General features: G+C 70.7%; 16 protein-coding genes. 9 read left to right on the top strand and 7 right to left on the bottom strand.

Annotated elements, in window-relative coordinates; genetic code table 11:
- Positions 1 to 6: 6 nt before the first annotated feature.
- Positions 7 to 6,063 carry a cell wall-binding repeat-containing protein gene (locus tag ABD249_RS01265; RefSeq protein WP_344339486.1) on the top strand — a complete coding sequence of 2,019 codons (6,057 nt, stop codon included), beginning with the start codon at positions 7 to 9 and terminating at the stop codon, positions 6,061 to 6,063.
- Positions 6,064 to 6,312: 249 nt separating this feature from the next.
- Here ABD249_RS01265 and ABD249_RS01260 read toward each other — a convergent pair whose 3' ends face one another.
- Positions 6,313 to 6,807: a DUF427 domain-containing protein gene (locus ABD249_RS01260; RefSeq protein WP_344339484.1), complete on the bottom strand. Its 495-nt coding sequence runs from the start codon at positions 6,805 to 6,807 to the stop codon at positions 6,313 to 6,315.
- A 506-nt stretch (positions 6,808 to 7,313) separates the two neighbouring features.
- On the opposite strand from ABD249_RS01260, the gene ABD249_RS01255 reads away from it, so the two are divergent.
- The 3 genes from ABD249_RS01255 (at position 7,314) to dcm (ending at position 10,191) form a co-directional block, all read left to right on the top strand.
- Positions 7,314 to 8,099 carry a DUF998 domain-containing protein gene (locus ABD249_RS01255; protein ID WP_344339482.1) on the top strand — a complete coding sequence of 262 codons (786 nt, stop codon included), beginning with the start codon at positions 7,314 to 7,316 and terminating at the stop codon, positions 8,097 to 8,099.
- Positions 8,100 to 8,137: 38 nt separating this feature from the next.
- Positions 8,138 to 8,749: an SDR family NAD(P)-dependent oxidoreductase gene (locus tag ABD249_RS01250; RefSeq protein WP_344339479.1), complete on the top strand. Its 612-nt coding sequence runs from the start codon at positions 8,138 to 8,140 to the stop codon at positions 8,747 to 8,749.
- A gap of 77 nt (positions 8,750 to 8,826) precedes the next feature.
- Entirely contained in the window at positions 8,827 to 10,191 is a 1,365-nt protein-coding gene (gene dcm / locus ABD249_RS01245) for a DNA (cytosine-5-)-methyltransferase (RefSeq protein ID WP_344339477.1), read from the top strand.
- On the opposite strand, the gene ABD249_RS01240 is transcribed toward dcm, so the two are convergent.
- The 4 genes from ABD249_RS01240 to ABD249_RS01225 all read right to left on the bottom strand — a co-directional run bounded on the left by ABD249_RS01240 (position 10,188) and on the right by ABD249_RS01225 (position 14,191).
- Positions 10,188 to 11,393: a hypothetical protein gene (locus ABD249_RS01240; RefSeq protein ID WP_344339476.1), complete on the bottom strand. Its 1,206-nt coding sequence runs from the start codon at positions 11,391 to 11,393 to the stop codon at positions 10,188 to 10,190. The two genes, dcm and ABD249_RS01240, sit on opposite strands and share 4 nt — an antisense overlap.
- A gap of 9 nt (positions 11,394 to 11,402) precedes the next feature.
- Positions 11,403 to 11,864 carry a very short patch repair endonuclease gene (locus ABD249_RS01235; protein WP_344339474.1) on the bottom strand — a complete coding sequence of 154 codons (462 nt, stop codon included), beginning with the start codon at positions 11,862 to 11,864 and terminating at the stop codon, positions 11,403 to 11,405.
- A 5-nt stretch (positions 11,865 to 11,869) separates the two neighbouring features.
- A complete protein-coding gene (locus ABD249_RS01230; protein ID WP_344339472.1) occupies positions 11,870 to 13,726 on the bottom strand; it encodes a DUF262 domain-containing protein in 1,857 nt (618 codons plus the stop codon).
- Between the two features lie 171 nt (positions 13,727 to 13,897).
- Entirely contained in the window at positions 13,898 to 14,191 is a 294-nt protein-coding gene (locus tag ABD249_RS01225; protein WP_344339471.1) for a hypothetical protein, read from the bottom strand.
- 161 nt (positions 14,192 to 14,352) lie between these two features.
- On the opposite strand from ABD249_RS01225, the gene ABD249_RS01220 reads away from it, so the two are divergent.
- From ABD249_RS01220 to ABD249_RS01200, 5 genes are all read left to right on the top strand, one after another.
- Entirely contained in the window at positions 14,353 to 15,801 is a 1,449-nt protein-coding gene (locus ABD249_RS01220; RefSeq protein WP_344339469.1) for a sensor histidine kinase, read from the top strand.
- Positions 15,798 to 16,478: a response regulator gene (locus ABD249_RS01215; RefSeq protein ID WP_344339468.1), complete on the top strand. Its 681-nt coding sequence runs from the start codon at positions 15,798 to 15,800 to the stop codon at positions 16,476 to 16,478. The genes ABD249_RS01220 and ABD249_RS01215 overlap by 4 nt, the downstream gene beginning before the upstream one ends.
- Before the next feature lie 196 nt (positions 16,479 to 16,674).
- On the top strand, positions 16,675 to 17,559 hold the full coding sequence (locus ABD249_RS01210) for an ABC transporter ATP-binding protein (protein ID WP_344339467.1): 885 nt from the start codon (positions 16,675 to 16,677) through the stop codon (positions 17,557 to 17,559).
- Positions 17,556 to 18,668, top strand: coding sequence for an ABC transporter permease (locus tag ABD249_RS01205; protein WP_344339465.1), 1,113 nt, complete (start codon positions 17,556 to 17,558; stop codon positions 18,666 to 18,668). The genes ABD249_RS01210 and ABD249_RS01205 overlap by 4 nt, the downstream gene beginning before the upstream one ends.
- A 134-nt stretch (positions 18,669 to 18,802) precedes the next feature.
- A complete protein-coding gene (locus tag ABD249_RS01200) occupies positions 18,803 to 20,101 on the top strand; it encodes a heparan-alpha-glucosaminide N-acetyltransferase domain-containing protein (protein WP_344339464.1) in 1,299 nt (432 codons plus the stop codon).
- An 85-nt stretch (positions 20,102 to 20,186) separates the two neighbouring features.
- Here the strand turns inward: ABD249_RS01200 and ABD249_RS01195 are convergent, their stop codons facing one another.
- Together ABD249_RS01195 and ABD249_RS01190 are read right to left on the bottom strand one after the other, a co-directional pair.
- Positions 20,187 to 22,160 (bottom strand): primary-amine oxidase, encoded by a 1,974-nt coding sequence (locus tag ABD249_RS01195; RefSeq protein WP_344339462.1) that lies wholly within the window; start codon positions 22,158 to 22,160, stop codon positions 20,187 to 20,189.
- Positions 22,157 to 22,491, bottom strand: a 335-nt coding sequence (locus tag ABD249_RS01190) for an aldehyde dehydrogenase family protein (protein WP_344339460.1), incomplete at its 5' end; no start/stop codon positions are given. The genes ABD249_RS01190 and ABD249_RS01195, both read right to left, overlap by 4 nt.

Raw genomic sequence — 22,491 nt, 5'->3', positions numbered from 1 at the left:
GCCCCGATGCGACGCACAGCAGCATGGAAGCCGATCGCGGGAGTCGCAGCAGCGACCATCGCGATCGCCGGATTCGGAGTCGCGCCAGCGACAGCCGCGCCAGAGGATCCGGAGCAGGCGCTCGCGCGCGTCCTCGCGTCGAACCTCCTCGACGCCGGACTGCTCGACGGCGCGACGTCGTACACGGGCACGTCCGAGACGCCGAACCCCGAGGCGAACCCCCTCACCCTGGACAGCGCGCTGCTCGGCGCGTCCGTGGGCGTCGCGGGTGGCCTGCAGCTGCCGCTCATCGACAGCGGCACGAACAACGGCCTCCTCGCCCTTGGGCAGGCTGGCACGCTCAGCAGCTACGCGGCCACGACCGCGGGCTCCTCCGTCGCCGCGAGCGGCGTGCTCGGCGCCGACGGCGCCATCGCCGTCGACCCCGACCAGGCGCCCGGCACCCCGCCCGCCGCCACCGTCGACCTGACGCAGGTGCTCGACCAGCTCGGCGTCGCAGGCATCACCGACGCGATCGTCAGCGAGCTGCGTCTCGAGGCCGGCGCCTTCGCCGCTCGCGCCCAGACCGACGGCACGACGGTCACCGACGAGTACGCGCTCGCGAGCCTGGTCCTCGAGTTCGACAGCCCCGCGGTCGCGGGCCTGAGCACCGCGCTCGACGCCGACCTCGCGACCATCACGACCGACCTGAACACGGCGGCCGCGGGTCTCGGAGGTGCCGGCGGCACCATCGAGGACGTCGTCGACCTCCTCAGCATCGACGTGGACCTCCTGGGCGTCGGCCTCCTCGGCATCGACGCGACCGGTGGCACCGCCACCGTGACGCTCGCAGACCTGACGGAGGTCGTCGACGAGCTGCTCGACGACATCCCTGCGACGGACGATGTCGAGCTCGTCAGCGCCGACGGCGTGACGATCAACCTCACGCGAGGCACCGTCTCCCTCGACCTCGAGCTGCTCGCTGGCGGCCTCGACGGCCTCGACCCCAACACGCCCGTGCTCGACGAGGAGCTCCTCACGCGGGTCACGACGGCCGTCACGACGCTGCTCGGTGGCATCACGGGCAACCTGTCCGGGGCGCTCCAGACCGCGATCGACGACTCGGCCATCACGATCGCCATCCCGGCGAACGTCACGGGCCTCCTCGGCGCGACCGTCGCGACGACGCAGATCAACGTGGTGGGCACCCTCGGCGGGTTCCTGGACGGTGAGGGCGTGGTCAGCCTCAGCGACACCGCGCTCGTCGGCATCCCCATCGCCGGCCTCCAGACGGTGATCAACGCGGTCCTCGGTGCAGTCACCGGCCCCGTGCTGGGTGCGGTCGGAGGCATCGTCGATGACCTCCTCCTGGACTCCGACGCCGGCATCACGAGCGCCGTGAGCGACCTCGGCACCGCGGTCGGCGGCGTCGTGGGCTCGCTCGGCGGCGTCTTCGACGTGCTCGACCAGGTGGCATCCATCACGGTCAACGCGCAGCCCACGGTCGCGACGCCCGCGACGCCGAGCGACCTCGGCGCCGAGGGCTTCACCGTCCGCGCGCTCGACGTCGTCCTGCTGCCCGCACTCGTCGACTCGCCGCTCGCGTCGGTCTCGCTCGGCTCCGCCTCGGTGCTGAACGTCGAGCCCACCGCGGTCGACCCGACCCTCACCCTCACCCCCGAGCAGGTTCGCGCGGGCGGCACCACCACCATCGGTGGCGCTGGATGGGACGCGGACGGCGGCGACGTCGTCGTGACGTTCCGCGACGGTGACACGGTGGTCGGCACGCCCGTCACCATCACCCCGGCTACGAATGGCACCATCACCGGCAGCTTCACCGTGCCGGCGGGCACGGGCGTCGGCGAGCTGACGGCCACGGCCGTCCAGGGCGAGGCGGACGCATCCGCCGAGCTCACGATCATCGCCTCCCCGGTCGTCGTCGTGACGCCCGACCCGGTCGACCCGGGTCAGAGCATCACGATCTCCGGCAGCGGCTTCCTCTGCGGCCCCGTCACGGTGACGGTCAGCAGCGGCGCCACCGTGCTCCAGACCATCGAGGACGTCCCGGTCACGGCCGGCACCTGGTCGACGACCTACCTCGTCCCCGCCGACATCGCGGTGAACACGCTCACGATCACCGCGACCGCGACCGCCGCCGCCGGCTGCGGCGACACGGACAGCGAGGACGTCGAGGTGGATCTCGCCGAGACGCTCGTGCTCACCCCCGAGAAGGTCCGCATCGGCGACGTCATCGACATCGCGGGCGGTGGCTGGGCGACCGGCTCCTCCGTCGTCGTGACGTTCACGAACGCGGCAGGCCAGGTCGGCCAGCCCGTCACCCTGACGGTCAGCGCCACCGGCACGATCGACGGCTCCTTCACGGTGCCGACCGGCACCGCACCCGGCTCCCTCACGGGCACCGCCGTGCAGGGCACCACGCCTCCGTCGATCGACTCCGTCGTCGTCTTCGTCGAGCCGACGATCATCGTCGACCCGGACCCGGTCGACCCGGGTGACACCATCACGATCTCGGGCAGCGGCTTCGTCTGCGGACCCGTCGACGTGACGATCTTCGACGGCGAGGACGAGCTCGAGTCCTTCACGGACGTCCCGGTCACGGATGCAGGCACCTGGTCCGTCCAGTACCTCGTCCCCGCCGACATCGACGCCACGTCGCTCCGCATCACCGCGGTCGCCACCGGCACCTGCGATGACGAGGAGGAGACCGAGGTCGAGGTCGACCAGCCCGAGACGCTCGACCTGGCACCCGCCACGGTCCGCGTCGGCGACTCCGTCGCCATCGACGGCACCGGCTGGGCGGCGGGCACCGTGCTCGTCACCTTCGAGAACGCCGCCGGTCAGGTCGGCACCCCCGTCTCCGTGACGGTCGGCGCCGACGGCATCCTCGACGGCTCCTTCGTGGTGCCGGCGGGAACCGCGAACGGTGCTCTCACGGGCACCGCGGTGCAGGGCGACGACGAGGTGGAGGACACGGTCACCGTGATCGGCCAGCCCACCGTCGTCGTCACGCCCGACCCCGTCGACCCCGGTGAGGACATCACGATCTCGGGCAGCGGGTTCGCCTGCGGACCCGTCGACGTGACGATCGCCGACGGCGACACCGTCGTCGAGCTCATCGAGGACGTCCCGGTCGCCGCAGACGGCACCTGGTCGACCACGTTCGAGGTCCCGGCCGACATCGAGGCCACCACGCTCACCATCACCGCGGAGGCCACCGGCACCTGCGGCGACGAGGACACGGTGGACGTCGAGGTCGACCAGCCCGAGACGATCGACCTGTCGCCCGGCGAGGTCCGCGGTGGTGACGACGTCACCATCGACGGCAGCGGATGGGACGCCGACGGCGGCCCCGTCACGGTCGTGTTCACGGACGCCGACGGCGTCCAGGTCGGCGAGCCGGTCGTCATCACCCCCGGTGACGACGGCACGATCGACGGCACCTTCGAGGTTCCGGCAGGCACGCCCGCGGGCTCGCTGACGGGCACCGCGACGCAGGGTGACGACACGACCGCCGAGACGATCGCGGTCTTCGGAGCGCAGACCGTCTCGGTCGACCCCGCCTCCGTCCGCGCAGGAGCGACCGTCGACATCACCGGCGGCGGCTGGCTGCCCGGCGGTGGCGACGTCACGGTGACCTTCCGCGACGGCAGCGGCACCGTCGTCGGCGCACCGGTCGTCATCTCGACCGTCGCGACCGACGGCACCATCGACGGCTCGTTCACGGTCCCCGCAGGCACGGCCCCCGGCGACCTCGTCGCCACGGCGGTGCAGGACGGAGACCAGGCGCTCGACACGCTCACGGTCGCCGTGGAGCCCTTCGTCACCGTCACCCCCGACACGGCTCGCCCCGGCGACGTCGTGACGGTCGGCGGCGGCGGCTGGACCGACGGCACGCCCGTGTCCGTCGTGTTCACGGACGAGGACGGCGTGGAGATCGGCGAGGAGCTCACGCTCACGCCGACCGGTGGCGTCATCTCCGGCACCTTCGCGGTGCCGGCAGGCGTCGACGCCGGCACGCTGACGGCCACGGCCACGCAGGGCGCCGACGACGACACGGCGGAGCTCGAGGTCACCCTCGCGCCCACCGTGTCGGTCTCGCCCGACCAGCTGCACGTCGGCGACGTGCTCACGGTCGGCGGCACCGGCTGGGATCCGGCATCGCCGGTCACGGTCACCGTGGAGGACGCGGACGGCGTGGTGGGCACCTTCCCGCTGACGCCGAACGCCGGTGGCGTCATCACCGGCACCTTCACGATCCCCGCGGGCACCGAGCTCGGCGATCTCACGATCACCGCCGAGCAGGGTGCCGACGAGGCGACCGACGAGGCAGTGCTCGTCGCCGACCCGACGGTCGTCGTCACGCCCGACCCGGCCACGCCGGGTCAGCAGGTCACGATCTCGGGCGACGGGTTCCTCTGCGGCCCCGTCGACGTCACGATCAGCGCCGGCACGACGGTCCTCGCCACCATCACCGGCCTCGCGGTCGTCGATGGCGAGTGGAGCACCGTCTACACCGTCCCGACGACCGTGACGGCCTCCTCCCTCACCATCACCGCGGTCGCCACGGGCGTCTGCGGGGACGAGGGCGGGACCGACCTCGAGATCGACCTGCCCGAGACGCTGACGGCGTCGCCGGACTTCGCGCAGCGCGGCAACGTGGTGACGCTCACCGGCTCCGGCTGGGAGGACGGCAACGTCGCGATCTCGGTGGTCGACGCCGCCGGCGCCCTCCAGGGCATCCTGGTGGTGCCGACGACCGACGGCTCCTTCACCCGCACCTTCACGGTGCCTGCGCTGACCGCGCTGGGCTCGCTCCAGTTCACGGCCACGCAGGGCTCGGACACCGAGCGCGACACGATCACGATCGTCTCCATCCCCACCGGCCCGTCGACGCTCATCGTGTCGCCGAGCACGGTGGAGCCGGGCTCGACCATCGCCCTCGACGGCCTCGGGTGGGACCCGACCGGCGCGGCAGTGGTCGTGACGATCACGACGCAGGGTGGAGCCGTCCTCGGCACCGTCCCGGTGTCGGTGGCGCCTGACGGCCACCTCTACACCGGCGCGTTCACCGTGCCCTCGACGGTCGCGGCACCGCAGACCCTGACGGCGACCGCCGTCCAGGGCTCGCGCACCGCATCCGACACCGTCGCGATCCGCGAGGCGAACCAGCCGGTCATCCGACTGGGCGGTCCGACTCGCATCGAGGTCGCGGTGGAGATCGCACGGGACGTCTACCCGTTCGGCACCCGCGTGGTCTACGTCGCCGCATCCGAGACCTTCCCGGATGCGCTGTCGGCGGCCCCCGCGGCTGCGCAGCAGGAGGCCCCCATCCTCCTGACCTACCAGGGATCGCTGCCCACGATCGTGGCCGAGGAGCTCGAGCGCCTGCAGCCCGACCTCATCGTCCTCGTGGGCGGACCGAACACGGTCAGCCCGAGCGTGTTCGACACCCTGGGGGACTACGCACCGGAGACGATCCGCATCGGCGGCGCCGACCGCTACGAGGTCTCGCGCAACATCGCGGAGTACGCCTTCCCGTCCGCCGACACGGCGTACGTGGCGAGCGGCTCGGTGTTCGCGGACGCGCTCACCGCAGGTGCAGCGGCCGGCATGAACGCCGCGCCGATGCTCCTGACCTACGGCACCTCGCCGCAGCCGGGCCTCGTCCAGACGATGAACGACCTGGGCGTGGATGACATCTACATCGCCGGTGGCCCCATCTCGGTGCCGCAGTCGAACGTCACGGCGTTCGAGTCGGCAGGGTTCGACGTGGTCGAGCGCTTCGACGGAGCGAACCGCTACGAGGTCGGCGTCAACGTCGCCCAGTCGCAGTTCCTCGAGCCGGTGGAGCGGATCTACGTCGCGACGGGCGTCCGGTTCCCGGATGCGCTCGCGGGGTCGGCCGTCGCCGGAGCCGCAGGCCAGCCGGTCTACGTGTCGCCGGTCGAGTGCCTCTGGGAGCCCATCCCGGGTGAGGTCGACCGACTGGGCGACCCGCAGATCGTCCTGCTCGGTGGCACCGCGTCGCTGAGCGACCGGGTGTTCAACCTCGAGACCTGCTAGGTCTCACGCACGACGGAAGGGCTCGGGCCTCGGCCCGGGCCCTTCCGGCGTTCGAGGGCTCGAGCTGCGGCTCGGGCCCTCGGTGCGTTCGGCGTTCGGGCTGCGGCTCGTGCCCTCGTTGCGTTCGGCGTTCGGGCTGCCGCCCTGGTCGTCGTGGCGTGCGGGCATCGGGCTGCGGCTCGGGCGCCCGTGGCACGACAGAGGGCCCGGCCGTTCGGCTCGGGCCCTCTAGTCGACCGGTGCGGCGGGCTACCAGCCCATCGACCCCGGCTCTCCCTTGAAGGGCCCCGAGACCTTCGACGTGATCCAGCCGCCGTAGAAGCCGCCGGCCTGCGGCACGACCTCCTCGCCGTCGACGGTGCACACGAGCGGCGCGCCGGGCATGACGGCCCAGTGGTCGACGATGCGCTCGAAGCCCGGGTTCGGGGTCGGGTACGTCCAGGCGGCACGGGCGACGGAGTGGCCGAGCGCGTGGACGTCGGCGTACCGCGCCCGCCCCTTCCACTCGCACATGCTGCTGCCGCTCGTCGGCACGAGCGCGCCGGGCGCGAACGCGTCGGCGGGGATGTAGTAGGTCGGCGGGTGGCTCGTCTCGAGCACGCGCAGGGCGTCGTCCGTCTCGGCGACGATCGTGCCGGCGAGGCGGATGGTGATGTGCACCCCCGCCGGCTCGAGGCGGGGCGGGCGCGGGTAGTCCCACACCGACTCCTGGCCGGGCTGGGGCGGGATGGGCTTCGGTCGCATGCCTCCACCTTCCTCCGCGGGGCTGTGCTTCGCCAGTGGCGGGCGGTGCCGCGCCCCCCTCGCTCCCTGAGGTGCGAGCGAAGCGAGCCTCGAAGGGCCCGCACAGCCTCCCGCTCACTGAGGTGCGAGCGCCCACGTTCCCCCGCTCCCTGGGCTGCGAGCGCCCACGTTCCCCCGCTCCCTGAAGTGCGAGCGCCCACGTTCCCCGCTCCCTGAAGTGCGAGCGCCCACGTTCCCCCGCTCCCTGAGGTGCGAGCACCCACGTTCCCCCGCTCCCTGAGGTGCGAGCGAAGCGAGCCTCGAAGGGCCGCGCGACCTTGCGAGGTACCCCCATCTCGCGCCCGGGTACCCATCTCGCGCCGCAAGGTACGAACCTCGACGCGAGGTACTGCGATCGCGGTACCTGCAGTCGAGATGCGTACCTCGCAACGCTCGCGCGCCCGCCGCTCCCGCGCGCCCGCCGCTCCCCCGCATCCGGCTCCCGCCGCGCATGCCAGGCTTGTCGGGTGACCGCATCCGCCCCCGACCTCACCGATCGCCGCGTCGCCCGCGGCGGCGTCGCGCTCGTCGCGACCACGCAGTACCTCATCGCCGAGCAGGTGGTGGCGTCGGCGTGGGTGGATGCGCCGTACTCGTTCGGCGACAACTACATCTCGGACCTCGGCGTGCCCGAGTGCCTCGTGCTCGACGACCGCGTCGTGTGCTCGCCGCAGTGGCTGCTCATGGATGCCGCGTTCGTGCTGCAGGGTCTCATCGTGCTCGTGGCGGTGTGGCAGCTCGCGTGGCTGCTGCCTCGGGCATGGCGCTGGGCGGCGACGGTGCTGGGCGGCGTGCATGCCGTCGGCATGCTGCTCGTCGGCCTGTTCCCGGGCTCGATCGCCGAGACGCTGGGTGGCGATGCGACCCGCGGCATGCTGCACGGCATCGGCGCGTCCCTCGCGATCGCGGGCGGTCTCGTCTGGATCCTCGTCGCAGGCATCGGCATGCTCGTGCGGCGCTGGCGGGGCGTCGGCATCCTGTCGATCGTGCTGTCCGTCGTCGGACTCGTCGGCATGGCGGGCCTGCTGCTCGCCCCCACGACGCCCGGCGCCGACCTCGGGCTCGGCATCGGCGGCGTCGAGCGCCTCGCGGTGTACCCGATCATCGCGTGGCTCATCCTCATGGGCATCTCGGCCGTGCTCGTGCATCGTGGCGCGCTGCGGCAGGAGCAGTGGGAGCGAATGCGCGCGGAGGACGAGGCGGCGGCGCAGGCGGCGCTCGGGGCCTCCGGGGCTGCCGCGACCGACGCGTGACGCTGTCGCAGGCGGCCCGGGTTCGACAGACTGGGGCCATGCGGATCCTCATCGCCGGAGCGTCCAGCGCGCTCGGCCGCGCCACCGCCGACGCAGCGCGCGCGGCCGGCCACCACGTCATCGCCGTCGGCTCGTCGGCCGAGCGCCTCGAGGCCGTCGACGCCGACGAGCGCCTCGTCTGCGACCTGACGTCCCTCCCCGAGGTCACGACGCTCGCCGAGTCGATCGGCGAGATCGACGTGCTCGTGCACCTCGTGGGCGGCTGGCGCGGCGGCGGAGGCCTCGCGGGCCAGTCGGACGAGGACTGGCAGTGGCTGGAGTCCCGCGTCGTCGGCACCCTTCGCAACACGACGCGCGCCTTCGCGGACGCGATCGGCGCCTCGACCGCCGGCCGCGTCGTCATCATCTCGACGACGGGCCTCGAGCGACCCACCGCGGGCAACGCCTCGTACGTCGCCCTGAAGGCCGCCGCCGAGACCTGGCTCGCGGCCGTCGGCCACGGGCTCCGCTCGACGCCCGCGACGACCCACGCCATCCGCGTGAAGGCGCTCGTCTCGGCCGAGGAGCGCGCGGCGGAGCCGGAGCGTGCGTTCGAGGGCTATTCGGACGTGGCGGACGTGGCGGCGGAGATCGTCGGGTTGTTGGGTTGAACGACGTCCTCGGCGACGCGACGCCTGCGTCGCCTCGCCTCCCCGCAGTGTCCGAGGAAGCTGGTAAGCTCGAACGCATGTTCAGCTTCGTGGATCTCTTCGCCGGCATCGGCGGCTTCCACGCCACCCTCGGCGCCGTCCACGGCGGACGGGCGGCGTTCGCCTCGGAGTGGGACAAGCCCGCCGCGGAGGTCTACCGACGCAACTGGGGCCTGGCGCCAAAGGGCGACATCGTCCCACTCACGGACCCCGTCGTCACCGTGCCGGCGCACGACGTGCTGGCAGCCGGCTTCCCGTGCCAGCCCTTCTCGAAGTCCGGCTTCCAGCGCGGCATCAACGAGACGCGCGGCACGCTCTTCTTCAACATCATGAAGGTGCTGCACGAGCAGAGGCCGACCGTCGTGCTGCTCGAGAACGTGCGCAACCTCGCCGGGCCCCGCCACCGCGACACCTGGGCGACGATCGTCGACCAGCTGCAGATGGCCGGCTACAAGGTCTCGAGCGCTCCCACCGTCTTCTCGCCGCACCTGCTGCCGCCGCATCTCGGCGGACGGCCGCAGATCCGCGAGCGCGTGTTCATCACCGCGACGTACGTGGGCAGCGAGGAGCGCGCCCGCGCCCTGTCGACGAAGGAGCCGGTCGTCGCGCGAGGACCCATCGGCGGTTGGGACCCGCAGGAGTGGGACATCTACGAGACCGCGCTCGGGCATGACGGGCGCTCGATCGTCCGGCCCGAGGCCGAGACGTCCGATCGGGCCGACTACGTGCTCAGCGAGTTCGACGAGTACGTCGTGAGCGTGTGGGACGAGTTCGTGGCGCGACTCCGCGCCGCCGGGGTGAGGCGCCTGCCCGGCTTCCCGATCTGGGCTGACCACTTCGTCACCGAGGACATGCTGCAGATCGAGCCCGACGTGCCCACGTGGAAGGCCGACTTCCTCCGCAAGAACTCGGCCCTCTACACGGCGCACAAGGTCACGATCGACGAGTGGCTCGATCAGCACGGTGGCCTCCGCGAGCTGCCCGCCTCGCGTCGCAAGCTCGAGTGGCAGGCGCAGGACGCGACGTCCTTGGCCGACACCGTCATGCACATGCGGCCCTCGGGACTTCGCGCCAAGAAGCCGACCTATCTTCCGGCGCTCGTCGCCATCACCCAGACCTCGATCCTCGGCAGCCGGGGTCGCCGTCTGACTCCGCGCGAGGCGGCACGCCTGCAGGGCCTGCCCGAGTGGTTCGACTTCGGGCCGCAGCGCGACGCCCTCACCTACAAGCAGCTCGGCAACGGCGTGAACGTCGGCGCGGCCTCCTACGTGTTCCGCACGCATGTGCAGCAGGATGCCGCGCTCATCGCGGAGCGCGCCCCAGGCATCGTGGAAGCGGTCGAGCGCACGCCCGACAACCCTGACGAGTCGCTCGGCGAGCGCCGCGAGCGAGCGGCAGCCTAGGCAGCGACCGAGCTGGAGTAGATCAGGAAGTTGTCGATCGTGCCCTTCTTGATCATCACCTTCAGGGCGCGGGCGGCGCCATCGGGCTGACGGCCCTGCGTGAAGTCGCCGAGCACGACCCCGAAGTTCGCGGCGTTCACCTCGAGCACCTTCATCGAGACGAACCGAACCGCCTGCTTGAACCGCCCCGCGTAGGAGAGCGGGTCGAAGGGCTTGCGTCGCTCGTACCCGACCGAACGCTTCCACTCGTTCCACTCGATCGTCGCGACGTTCCCGTGGTCGCGAGCGTGCTCGGTCTCGTGCTCGTAGATCACGTACCAGAACCGCCCGAACTCCTCGAGGCAGCGGCGGATGCCATCGGCATCGTTGCCGGGAGACTCTCGCTTCGTGACGTCCGACGACTTGAGGTCCCCGTAGAAGTCGACGACCTCGCCATCCACCATCACGAGGTCGTAGTCGTAGCGACCGCGGCCCTTGTCCTTCTGGAACCTGACGACCTCGTCGTGGCCACGTCGTCGAAGGAACTCGTCCACCCGATGCTCGAGGTAGAAGCCGGGCCACTCGCCTTGGAACGTGTCCGGCCAGCCAACCGCATGCATCTGCTGCACCGCATCGAGCGCCTGCAGTCGCTCGGCGCGCAGGAACTCGTCGTTGAACTCCCGGAAGATGCCGATCCTCTCGTCCTCGGCGTAGCCCAGGGAGAGGTAGGCCGCGAACTCGGAGGCGCGCACGCTCGTCAGACGATTGCCCCGGCCGTCGACGCGGGCGAACTGGCCGAGCGTCTGCGCCTGAAAGAGGTCGTTGGTCGACACATGCGCCGCGGAGTTGTTCGCCTTGCGCTGCACGTACGTCGCCGGGTCGAAGTCGACGAACACGGCCACGCCTCGATACGCGTAGATGCCGACGAAGCGCACTCGAAGGCCGTCGGCTCGTGCCTGGCGCTCGACCTCCAGCCAGCGCTTCGGGATCTGGATGCGCTTCTTGAACGACTCCCAAGGCCGACCGAGGTGCGTCACCTGCTTCTTGAGGATGACCTGGTCACCGTGGCGCACCACTCGCTCACCCGCGTAGCGCCCGACGACGGCACCTGGCAGAGCGTCGAGGAGCAGTGCGTTCTTCTCCGCGTCGCTGAGCTTGACGTCGAAGTCGGAGACCAGGGTCCCGTCCTCGGTGATCTGGTCGACGAGTTCCGTGCCCATCATGACGTTCTATCAAGCACGCGTCGCGGACTTGCTGGAAGCCGCGCCGCGCCGCGGCTTCCCCACGTCGGCTGCTTCGACCGCTGCAGCGATGGTCGTCGCCACGACCTGCGGGTCCTCATGCTCCCAGAAGCGGAGCACCGTCCATCCCGCGTCCTGCAGCGCGAGCGTCACGGCAGCGTCGCGTTCGACGTTGCGCTGCAGCTTCGGCGTCCAGTAGTCGGCGTTCGCCTTCGGCTGCGTCCGATGCCGCGGGCATCCGTGCCAGAAGCAACCGTCGATGTAGACCGCGATGCGGCGCCGCGTGAAGACGATGTCCGGTCGCGATCGCACGCCAGGCTGCGCTGCGAGATCGACGCGGAAGCGAAGCCCCCGAGCGTGGAGCAGCCGGCGTACGGCGAGCTCTGGCCCGGTGTCGCGACGACGGTTTGCCTGCATGATGCGGCGGCTCGCTTCGCTCGAAGCCCAGGACACTCTTGTCAGTCGATCCGAAGAGACGAGAGCAATTGCTGTCGCAAGACGGTCCATCGTGACTGCAGGAAGTTTATGTAGTCCGTGCGGCTCAACCCGATCGGAGGGACAGCCACTTCTTGCACGTCGCAGAATAGATAGCGCTCTAGCCGATCCACCTCCTGCTTGCCGAGGTCGTTCTCCGCTACGTACTCGGCGATCGTCAGTTTCCCCTTCTCACGGTTCAACGCCTTCGCGAATAGGGCGAGGTTACCGATCGAGCTGATCGGCCACCCGAGATCCTCCGGGTCACCTTCGATCGCGTCGCGCAGCCGCGACACAGGAAAAAGGTGCTCGATCTCAAAGGCGATCTGCCGATCGTCGAGGTGAGTGACGCTTCCTGCATAAATGAATCGCAGGAGCAGCAGCGTTGCGGGCTGCACGTACTGACGCGTGCGCTGCAACTTGCTCAGATCACCAGCAAACCACTCGTCGAGGGTCCGGACGACTGCGTCTCGATCTGGCAGCGAGGAGTAGTAGCGGCTGGGCCGAAGTTTGTCATCACTGTCGGTCTCCCAAACGCGCGAGTAGGCCATGGAATAAATCGGCCCGCGCCAAACGGCGGTCAAGACATCGAGCAGGTAGTGCACCGGCGCAGAGGCCTTGAGCGCGTTCCAGTCGCTGACCCAGTCCGGTCGTTCCTTCCATTCGTCGGTCGGATCCCAGCGCCCGACGACAGCGCGGGCGATCAGGGACACGATCTGCAACTCGCCGTGAGCGACGCTCCTCGGAGCCGTTGACCTATTTAGGCGAAGGCTTACGTAGGGCTCCAGCCAACCGGAGACGGCCTCGGCCGAAAGCAAGAGCCTCTCCTGCATCGCGCTCGGATCGATGACGCCATAAGCGTCTTTCGGCATGAGCGTGTGGAGGCGTTCCATTTGAGAGAGTGGCTTGCCGAGAGCGAGACATGCAAGCGAGAACGCGGCAGGTTCGGTCTCTGCGACATCGGCCTTCTCCACAAACAGGTAGGGAGCGCGACGCGTGAGCACTTTCCCGAGACCGAAGAGATACTCAAACAAATTGAATTCAGCAAGCGCCTGATCCGTCTCAAGACCCGCGACTGTAAACCCTTGGTCAATGAGTGCTTGGTACTTCGCGTTGACCGCGTTGCGAACTTCGGCATCCTCCACTGTCACGCTGGCACCGTGCGACCATGTCGCTGCCCAAACCTCGTACTTGCTGAGTTTGGTGCCGCTTTGATTGATCCTCTCGAAGATCGTCGGGAGGTTTTCGGCGCGACCTGAATAGATGACTACGGGAATCGATATTCCACTGACGTCGACCTCTGCCTTGAGCACATCGAGGTGTTCGCCAAGAGCATCGTCGAGACGATCTCGGGTGTCAATGTCAAGGACGCGGCCCAGCGTCGACTCAAACGCCCTGAGGAGCTTGCTGGGCGAGTAGCCGGACTTGAAGTCGGGCGTGCGCGTCTTTTGCAACCAGGATTCAACGAGCCGCTCTGACTCGTTGAGGGGGATTCCGAACGCAGTAGCGAGATCACTTGTTCCGCCGAAGAGCCGGACGTCGGTGTAGACCAGCGGTTCGCGTTGGTAGCGAACCAGGGTGTTCGTGCGCTGCAGCCCGTCAACTACCTGATAGACGTCCTTGCCCGAGTCCTTTCGGCCTGCGTTGAAGAGCAAGAGGGCTCCGACGGGATAGCCCTGGATAAGAGAGTCGACGAGACGCGTCCTCTGTTCCTTGTCCCAGACGAGGTGTCGCTGGAAGCTGGGCACTTCGATGAACGCTTCGGCATTCTCGTCGCGATTGACTGCTTGAACCAAGCGCTCGATCGTCCAGGCCCGGCTTGATGAAGTGTTGGCGGCCACGGTTCTCCAAGGCTCGTTCGAGGCGATCTGCGGAGAGGCAATCGTCGCTGGCCGTTGACAGAGATCCGCCAAAGCCGACAACGCCGTCAGAGTCGGCGAATGGCCGCAGACGGGCGCTTCTGATCCTCGTGGTCGCGACCCCCGCGACCTGAAGATCCCTCGATCACCAGGTCAGCGAAGGAGCGTCTCCACGGCAAGTCGGATCTGCTGCAGACCGCGGATCTCAACCGTGGATCCGCCCTTCGACGGAGTGTTTCGACTATCGAAGAGACTCGCCTCATACGGAAGATTTGCGGCGGTCACGATTCGTTGCGCCTGCTGAGGCATCGTGCCGCTGGCATCGATTCCCAGGCGTTCGCAGACTCCATCGAACAGCGCCTTGGGAACTGAGGAACCGATCCCGAGACCGGGGTCTGTGATGCCGACCATTTGAGCGATGGCTGTGATCTCTTCACGCTTACCCATGGGACGAACGTAGCCCAAGCTTGAAGATGACTCAAGAATCACGTCGAGCGGTGCGATCTCACTCGTCGCACCGCGCGGCGGGCCTCGCGGTGACTACCGAACGCGCACCCTCCCCCATCCGACTGAGGCGCCTCCCACCGACCCGGCCTACCCTGGAGCGCATGCCCGCCACCCGTCGTCGTCCCACGAGGGCCGAGCTGCGCACCGACGTCATCGTCGCGGCAGCGCTGGCGCTCGTCAGCGCCGTGATCGGCGTGCTCAGCTCGCTCGCGCAGTACATGGTGATCCGCGAGGACGTGCCGGCATGGGCGTTCGTGCTGACGTCGGTGGCGATGGCGGCTCCGCTGGCCTTCCGGCGCGTGTGGCCGTGGGCGACCGCGATCCTGACGTCCGGGCTCTACATCGTCTTCGGCCAGCTCGGCATCGCCGAGCTCACCGTCACGCAGGTCGTCATGTTCCTCGCCGTGTACTCGGTCGGGGCATGGGATCCGAGCCGTCGGCGCGCGCTGTGGGTGCGCGTCCTCGTGGTCGTCGCCATGGCGATCTGGCTCGGGTGGGCGTTCTTCACGGTGCTCGCCGAGGAGTCGGCCACGACCGCCATCATCTCCACGATCTTCGTGCAGCTCTTCATCAACATCGCCTACTTCGGCGGCGCCTGGGTCTTCGGCGACCGCGCCTACACGCGGGCGCTCGAGCGCGAGGAGCTCGAGGATGCGCACGCCGAGATCGTCGCGCAGCGCGACCAGCTCGCCGGCCAGGCCGTCGCGCTCGAGCGGGTGCGCATCGCCCGCGAGCTGCACGACGTCGTGGCCCACCATGTCTCTGCCATGGGCATCCAGGCCGGCGCCGCACGCCGCACGCTGCGCACCGACGCCGACCGGGCGGAGACGTCGCTGCGCAGCGTCGAGCAGTCGGCGCGCGACGCGATCGCCGAGCTGCGCACAATGGTCGTCGCCCTCCGCAGCGACGGCGACGGCGACGGCCCCATGCCGACCCTCGCCGACGTGGATGCGCTGCTCGCCACCGCGCGCGAGTCGGGTCAGACGGTCGACCACCTCGTCGTGGGCGAGCCGATGCCCGTCTCGCCCGTCGTCGAGCTGACGCTCGTGCGCGTGCTGCAGGAGTCGCTCACGAACGCGCGCAAGCATGCCGGGCCCAGCGCATCCGTCGACGTGCGCCTGCGCTACCGCGGCGAGATCGTCGAGATCGAGGTCTCCGACGACGGCCACGGCGCCCCCGCCCGCGCCCTCGGCACCGGCATGGGTCTCACCGGCATGCGCGAGCGCGTCGCGGCCGTCGGCGGCACGCTGCACGCCGGGGCTCGTGTGAGCGGTGGATGGCTCGTGCGGGCGACGATCCCGGCGCACCTCGCGGAGGTCGTGGTCGTGAGCCCGTCGCCCGTCGAGCCGGCGTCGGTCGAGCGGGGAGCGGTCGATCCGACGGCGATCGAGACGGCGACGGTCGAGCCGACTGCGGTCGAGTCTGCGAGTGCTGCCCGCGCCACGTTCGACGCGATCCCCCCGTCCGAGCGCGCGAGCGAGGCCGCCGACGCACCCGCACCTGCACCGACCCCCCAGCACGCCACCGCGTCCCCGAGGAGCTCCGAGTGACCCGCATCCTGCTCGTCGACGACCAGTCGCTCGTGCGCGTCGGCTTCCGCACCATCCTCGAGACCGAGCCCGGCTTCGAGGTCGTCGGCGAGGCGTCCGACGGCCGCGAGGCGGTGCGCAAGGCGGCCGAGCTGCGGCCCGACGTCATCTGCATGGACGTGCAGATGCCCGTGCTCGACGGCCTCGCCGCCACCCGCGAGATCTGCGACGGCGACTCCGAGGCGTCGGTGCTCATGCTGACGACCTTCGATCGCGACGACTTCCTCTTCGAGGCGCTGCGCGCCGGCGCGTCGGGGTTCCTGCTGAAGACGGCCGAGCCCGAGCACCTCATCGACGCGATCCACGCCCTCGCGCGCGGGGATGCGCTGCTCGCGCCCGCTGTGACGCGCCGCGTGATCGAGCGATTCGCCTCGCCCGACGCCGCCGCAGCCCTGCCGACGGCGACCGAGCTCGACATGCTCACCGATCGCGAGCGCGAGACGCTCATGCTCCTCGCCCGGGGCCACTCGAACGGCGAGATCGCCGAGCGGCTCTACGTCGGCGAGGCGACGGTGAAGACCCATGTGTCGAACGTGCTCATGAAGCTCGGCATCCGCGACCGCATCCACGCCGTCATCTGGGCGTACGAGCACGGCGTCGTGCAGGCCGGCACGGGCTCGGTGCCGACCGTCGACTGACCGGGCCATCACGTCGCGCCGCGGGCACCGGTCAGGAGGCGGCGAGATGTGCGCGTGAGCGCGCAGCCATGACCCCCTGCGCCGCGCCGACCCCGTGGCGTGCACATCTCGCCCGCCCCTCTCACCCGCTCGGCGGAGCCGCGAATCCACCCGCCGCCGGATGCCGCGGCCGCCGCACCGCCGTAGCGTCGGAGCCATGATCCGACTTCGAGGCATCGACCGGTCCTTCGGCGCCACCCAGGTGCTGCACGACGTGTCGTTCGACATCCACCCCGGGCGCATGACCGGCTTCGTCGGCGCGAACGGCGCAGGCAAGACCACGACGATGCGCATCCTGCTCGGCGTGCTCGACCCGAGCGCCGGCGTCGTCGAGGTCGACGGCGCGCCCATCACCGCCGACTACCGCGCCCGCATCGGCTACATGCCCGAGGAGCGCGGCCTCTACCCGAAGATGCCGATCGACGACCAGCTCGTCTACCTCGCGCGCCTCCACGGCCTCGACGCGACGACGGCGAAGCGTCGCGCCCTCGACCTCCTCGATCGTCTCGGCCTCGGCGATCGCCACCACGACTCGCTCGAGTCGCTCAGCCTCGGCAACCAGCAGCGCGCCCAGATCGCGGCGGCGCTCGTGCACGACCCGGCGGCGCTCGTGCTCGACGAGCCGTTCTCGGGCCTCGACCCCATGGCGGTCGAGACGACGCTCGAGGTGCTGCGCGACGTCGCCCGCACCGGCGCGCCCGTGCTGTTCTCGTCCCACCAGCTCGACGTCGTCGAGCGCCTCTGCGACGAGCTCGTCATCATCGGCGACGGCCGCGTCCGCGCAGCCGGCACGCGCGAGGCGATCCGCGCAGCCCACACCCGCCCCGAGTGGAGGCTCGTCACCACCAGCGACGCCGGCTGGGTGCGGGATGCCGCGGGCGTCGACGTCGTCGACCTCGCCGGCGGCGAGGTGCGCTTCACCGCCGTCGACGAGGCGGCAGCCGACCGCGTGCTGCAGCTGGCCGTCGAGCGCGGAGGCGTGCGCGCCTTCGCCCCCGTGCACCGTCCTCTCACCGAGATCTTCCAGGAGGTCGTCCGATGACCGCTCCCACCGCAGCCCACGTCCACGCCGCGCGGCGCGTGCCGTTCTGGCGGGCCGTCGGCATCGTCGCGCAGCGCGAGATCATGGTGAACCTCCGCTCGAAGGCGTACCTCATCTCCGCGGGCATCGTGCTCGTCGGTGCGCTCGCAGCCGTGATCTTCTCGTCGATCGGGCCGCAGCTGTTCCAGTCGACGACGACCGTCGCGGTGGTCGCCGAGACCGAGGAGCTCGTCGACGCGCTGCCCGACACCGAGACCACCGTCGTCGGATCCGCCGAGGAGGCGCGCGACCTCGTCGCATCCGGCGACGTCGACGGCGCCGTGCTGCCGGGCGACGGGCTCTCGGGCGTGCTCGTCGTCGGCGACCGCGAGGCGCCCGGGTCGCTCGTCGAGATGCTGTCGATCGCACCGCAGGTCGAGCTGCTCGACGCGACGGCGCCCGACCCCGGCATCCTGTACCTCATCGGCCTCGGCTTCGGGATCGTGTTCATGATGGCGTCGATGTCGTTCGGCTACGGCATCGCCGGCTCCGTCGTGGAGGAGAAGCAGACGCGCATCGTCGAGATCCTGCTCGCGACCGTGCCCGCTCGCGCCCTCCTCGCCGGGAAGATCATCGGCAACTCGCTGCTGGCATTCGTGCAGATCGCGCTCATCGCGGCGGTGGTGCTCATCGGCGGGGCGGTGACGGACAACGCGGTCATCCTCGACGGGCTCGGCGCGCCGATCGCCTGGTTCGTCGCGCTGTTCACGGTGGGCTTCGTGCTCATGGCGTCGCTGTTCGCCGCGGCTGCGGCGATGGTGTCGCGGTCGGAGGACCTCGGCAGCACGACGACGCCGATCATGATGCTCGTGATGCTGCCCTACGTCGCGATCATCCTGTTCAGCAACAACCCGCTCGCGCTGCAGATCATGTCGTACATCCCGTTCTCGGCACCGGTCGCGGTGCCCATGCGCGCCTACCTGGGCACGATGGAGTGGTGGGAGGGCCTGCTGTCCTTCGGCATCGTGCTCGTGGCGACGGCGATCGTCGTGACGTTCGCCGGCCGCGTCTACGAGCGCTCGCTGCTGCGCACGGGCAAGCCCGTGAAGCTGTCCGAGGCGCTGCGCTGACGCGCTGACCCGACCGTCGAGGCTCCCGTCTCCTCCGCGCGCGGAGGGCGGGAGCCTCGTCGCGTCGGTGCGGATGCGGATGCTCGGATGGCCCGCAGCGGGCGCGGCGCGTCCGCGGCATGCATGATCGATGCATGAGCGCACCGCAGCCGACCGCCGTCGCGGCGCCCGGCGAGCGCGCTCCCATCGCCCGGGTGGTCGCGATCGACTCCGCGCGATGGCTCGCGATCGTCGGCATGATGAGCGCGCACCTGCTGTCGTCGGTCGCTGCCTCGTGGACGGGCGGCACGGATGCGCAGGCGCACGCGGCCGACGTCGTCATCGCCGGCGCGAACGGCAACGCGTCGTCGCTCTTCGCGGTGCTCGCGGGCGTGAGCCTCGTGCTCGCGACGCGCTCGCAGCTCGCCGCAGGCAGCCGCTCGGCGGCGCTGCGGTCGGTGCTCGGTCGCGCGCTCGTCGTCGGCGGCGTCGGCATCCTGCTCGCGGCCGCGATGCCGCCCGTGCACGTCGTGCTCAACTACCTCGCGTGGGCGATGGTGCTCGCCGCGCCGCTGCTGCTCGCGCCGAGCTGGCTCGTCGCCGGCGTCGCCGGCGCGCTCTGGATCGGCGGCTCGCAGGCGGCGCTCGCCGTGCGCGAGTGGCGCTTCGGGGAGGGGGTCTACCCCTCGGGCGACGTGCTCGCGGGCTCGCCGATGGCAGCGCCGATCGACCTCCTCTTCACCGGCGAGTACCCCGCGGTGACGTGGGTCGCGATGCTCGCCGTCGGCATCCTCGTCGCCCGCGCCGTGCTGGCTGCCCGCTCGGCATCGCGCGCGCGTATCCTGGGTGCGGGGATGCTCGTGCTCGGCGCGCTGCTCGCCGTGGCGGCGGTGCTCGTGTCCGAGCGCACGATGGCCGCGTTCGCGCCGTCGTGGGCGGCCGCGGAGGGGCTCACGGACATGCTGCCGTGGCTCCTGCGGTTCGGCACCGGCACCCCGCCCGACGCCTCGTGGTGGTGGCAGGCGACGGCCGTGCCGCACACCGGCACGATCGGCGACGTCGCGCGCGGCGTCGGCGTCGCGCTCGCCGTCGTCGGTGCGCTCGTGGCGCTGCTGCCGCCCGGCGCACGCCTGCCGCGGGCGCTCGAGCCCGTGCGCGCCGCCGGCGCCGCCCCCTTCACGACCTACACGCTGCACGTCTGCGCGCTGCTGATCGCGTCGGCGGTGTGGGCGGCGACCGGCGGCATGACCTTCGTGGCCGTGGGCACCGACGGCGCCGCCGAGCTGCCGCCCTGGTACGTCGCGGGGTTCGCGATCCTCGGCCTGCACGTGGCCGGGTCGCTGCTGCTCGGCGTCCTCCTCGCCCGCACCGGCGCGAAGGGTCCGCTCGAGCGGGCGGCGAGCGCCGTCGCGCGGTCGGTGTCCGGGCGCGGCGAGGGCGGATCGCCGGGCTGAGGCCGCCGCATCCACGCGTCAGCGCCTCGTCAGACGCGATGCGCGGCCGACGGCCCGCTCACGCGTGGATCTGGCGGCCACCGCCTCACGAATCGGCCGCGGACCCCTCCTCGTGCGAGCAGGTGCACGCCTGTCCACCGCCGCAGCAGCCGCCACCGCCTCCGTGCGCCGCGACGGGCGCAGGCACGTCGAGCGTCGGGTTGCGGTCGAAGAAGCCGTGCGGCACGAGGCTGAAGCCCGTGGCGTCGACGGGCATGATCGGCCAGTCCTCCGTGCGCGGGAAGTGGGTGAGGCCGAAGGTGTGCCAGAGCACGATGTCCTGGCCGTCGATGTCGGCGTCGCGCGCGATCCAGCCGTCGATCGTGCCGTAGCCGTCGTTCTGGTTCACGAGCTCGCCGGAGGGGAAGCGCTCGGTCGGCGAGTAGCGCGTGACCCAGAGGTCCTTGGTCGTGAAGGCCGCCCTGCGCGCGATGGACGACGCCGGGTCGGCGAGCAGGCTCGGCTGCCCCTCGGGGCGCAGGACGTAGCCGACGGGCTTGCCGACGACGTTGCGCGACCCCGGGTTCACCACATGCCAGACGACGCCGCGCTTGCCGTCGGCCTCGCGCACGCCGTCGAGCTCGGTGCGCAGGCGCGTCGTGGAGAGCGTGAAGCCGTTGCCGTACGGGTTGGCGTCGCCCATGGGCACGCGTTGCGCCGCGAGCTCGTCGACGGCGTTCTCGACGCCGTCGACCATCATGTCGAGGCGCGCCGAGAACAGGTGCTGGTGGTACGGGGCGCCGACGCCGGGGGCGATCTCCGAGGCCCATGGGTGCTCGGTGCCGTCGGCGGCCGGGCCCGGGTAGGCGGAGGCGAGCACGACGCCCGTCGCCTTGCACTCGAGCTCGATGCGGCCGTCGAGGTAGAGGTGCCAGTAGAAGCCGTAGTCGTAGTTGCCGACGGTGATGAAGAAGGAGATGACGAGGCGCCGGTTGCGGCGGACGTCGCTCGAGTGGGTGTACTCGTCGGTGTGCTTCCAGAGGATCGACGCGTCCTCCTCGTGCATGCAGATCGCGTTGCGGATGACCTTCGGACGCCCGTCGGTCGCGGCGATCGTCGCGTCGAGGTAGCGGATCTCGCCGAGGCAGTCGCAGCCGAGCTCGAGCGAGTTCGCGACCTTGCCGAGCGAGTACTCGCCGGCGTCGAAGTAGTTCTGCCAGAACCGCAGGGGGCCGGGGTCGCCGTAGGGCACGACCATCTCCGCGATCGACGCCCGGTAGACGATGGGCCGATGGCGGTCGCCGTCGGTGAAGCCGATCTCGTGCAGGGTGAGTCCCTCGACCTGGTTGTAGCCGATGCGGAGGCGCCAGTGCTCCCACTCGACGACGTCGCCGTCGACCGTGAACGACGGCCCCTCGGGCTGCGTGACGACGATGGGTCGCTGCGTGCTGCGCGGCGTCGGCAGCTCGTCGGTGAGGTGGAAGGCCTGCCGCTCCATCGGCACGTCGACGACGGCCTCGTCGATGAGCCGCAGCACGTCGCCCGAGATGAGGTCGAGGTAGGCGACGATCCCGTCGATCGGATGCGCCCAGGCGTTGTCGTGGGGGTCGAGCTGCAGGAAGGACAGGCATCGCACGATCCGCAGCCCCTCCTCGCCGGGCAGGTCGAAGCGGCCGGCCGAGAGGGCGGAGACGCGCACGAGCGAGACGTCGTCGATGCCGCGACGCGCCATCGCGGCGACCCAGCCCTCGTTCGCGCGCAGCAGCGTCTCGACGCGCTCGAACTCCTCGTCGACGATGGGCGGCTGCCCCTCGGCGACGACGTCGACGACTCGACTGCTCTCGAGGACGCCCGCGACGAGCTCGGTGACGAGCTCGGTGACGGTGCCGTCGCGGCGGTCCATGACGACCGTCGCGACGCGACGCTCGGTGGACGAGCCGTCGAGCACCGCGGACTTGTGCGGCTCGACGAGGTTGACGAGCATGAACGCCGTCGCCGTCTCGTCGTGGCCGGCGTCGAGCACGAGCGCGCGGTTGCGCTCGATCTCGGCGATGGTGAGCCGGTCGAGGGGATGCGTCATGCGATGCCTTCCGCAGCGGGGGCGCGACGGCCCGCGAACCAGGTGGTCTTGAGCGCCGTGTAGCCGTCGAGCGCGTGCAGCGAGAGGTCGCGGCCGAAGCCGGACTGGCGGATGCCGCCGAAGGGCGTCGTGACGTCGAGCGCGTCGACGGCGTTCACCGACACGGTGCCCGCTCGCAGCAGCCGCGACACCCGGTGGGCACGGTGCACGTCGTCGGTGAAGAGGGATGCGGCGAGGCCGTAGTCGGTCGCGTTCGCCAGCGCGATCGCCTCCTCCTCGGTGTCGAACGTCGTGATGGCGAGCACGGGTCCGAAGATCTCCTCGCGCGCGA

The sequence above is a fragment of the Agrococcus versicolor genome, assembly GCF_039531815.1.
Lineage (GTDB): Bacteria > Actinomycetota > Actinomycetes > Actinomycetales > Microbacteriaceae > Agrococcus > Agrococcus versicolor.
Note: the sequence above shows the minus strand (reverse complement) of the source record. Positions and strands in the feature narration are given on the sequence as shown.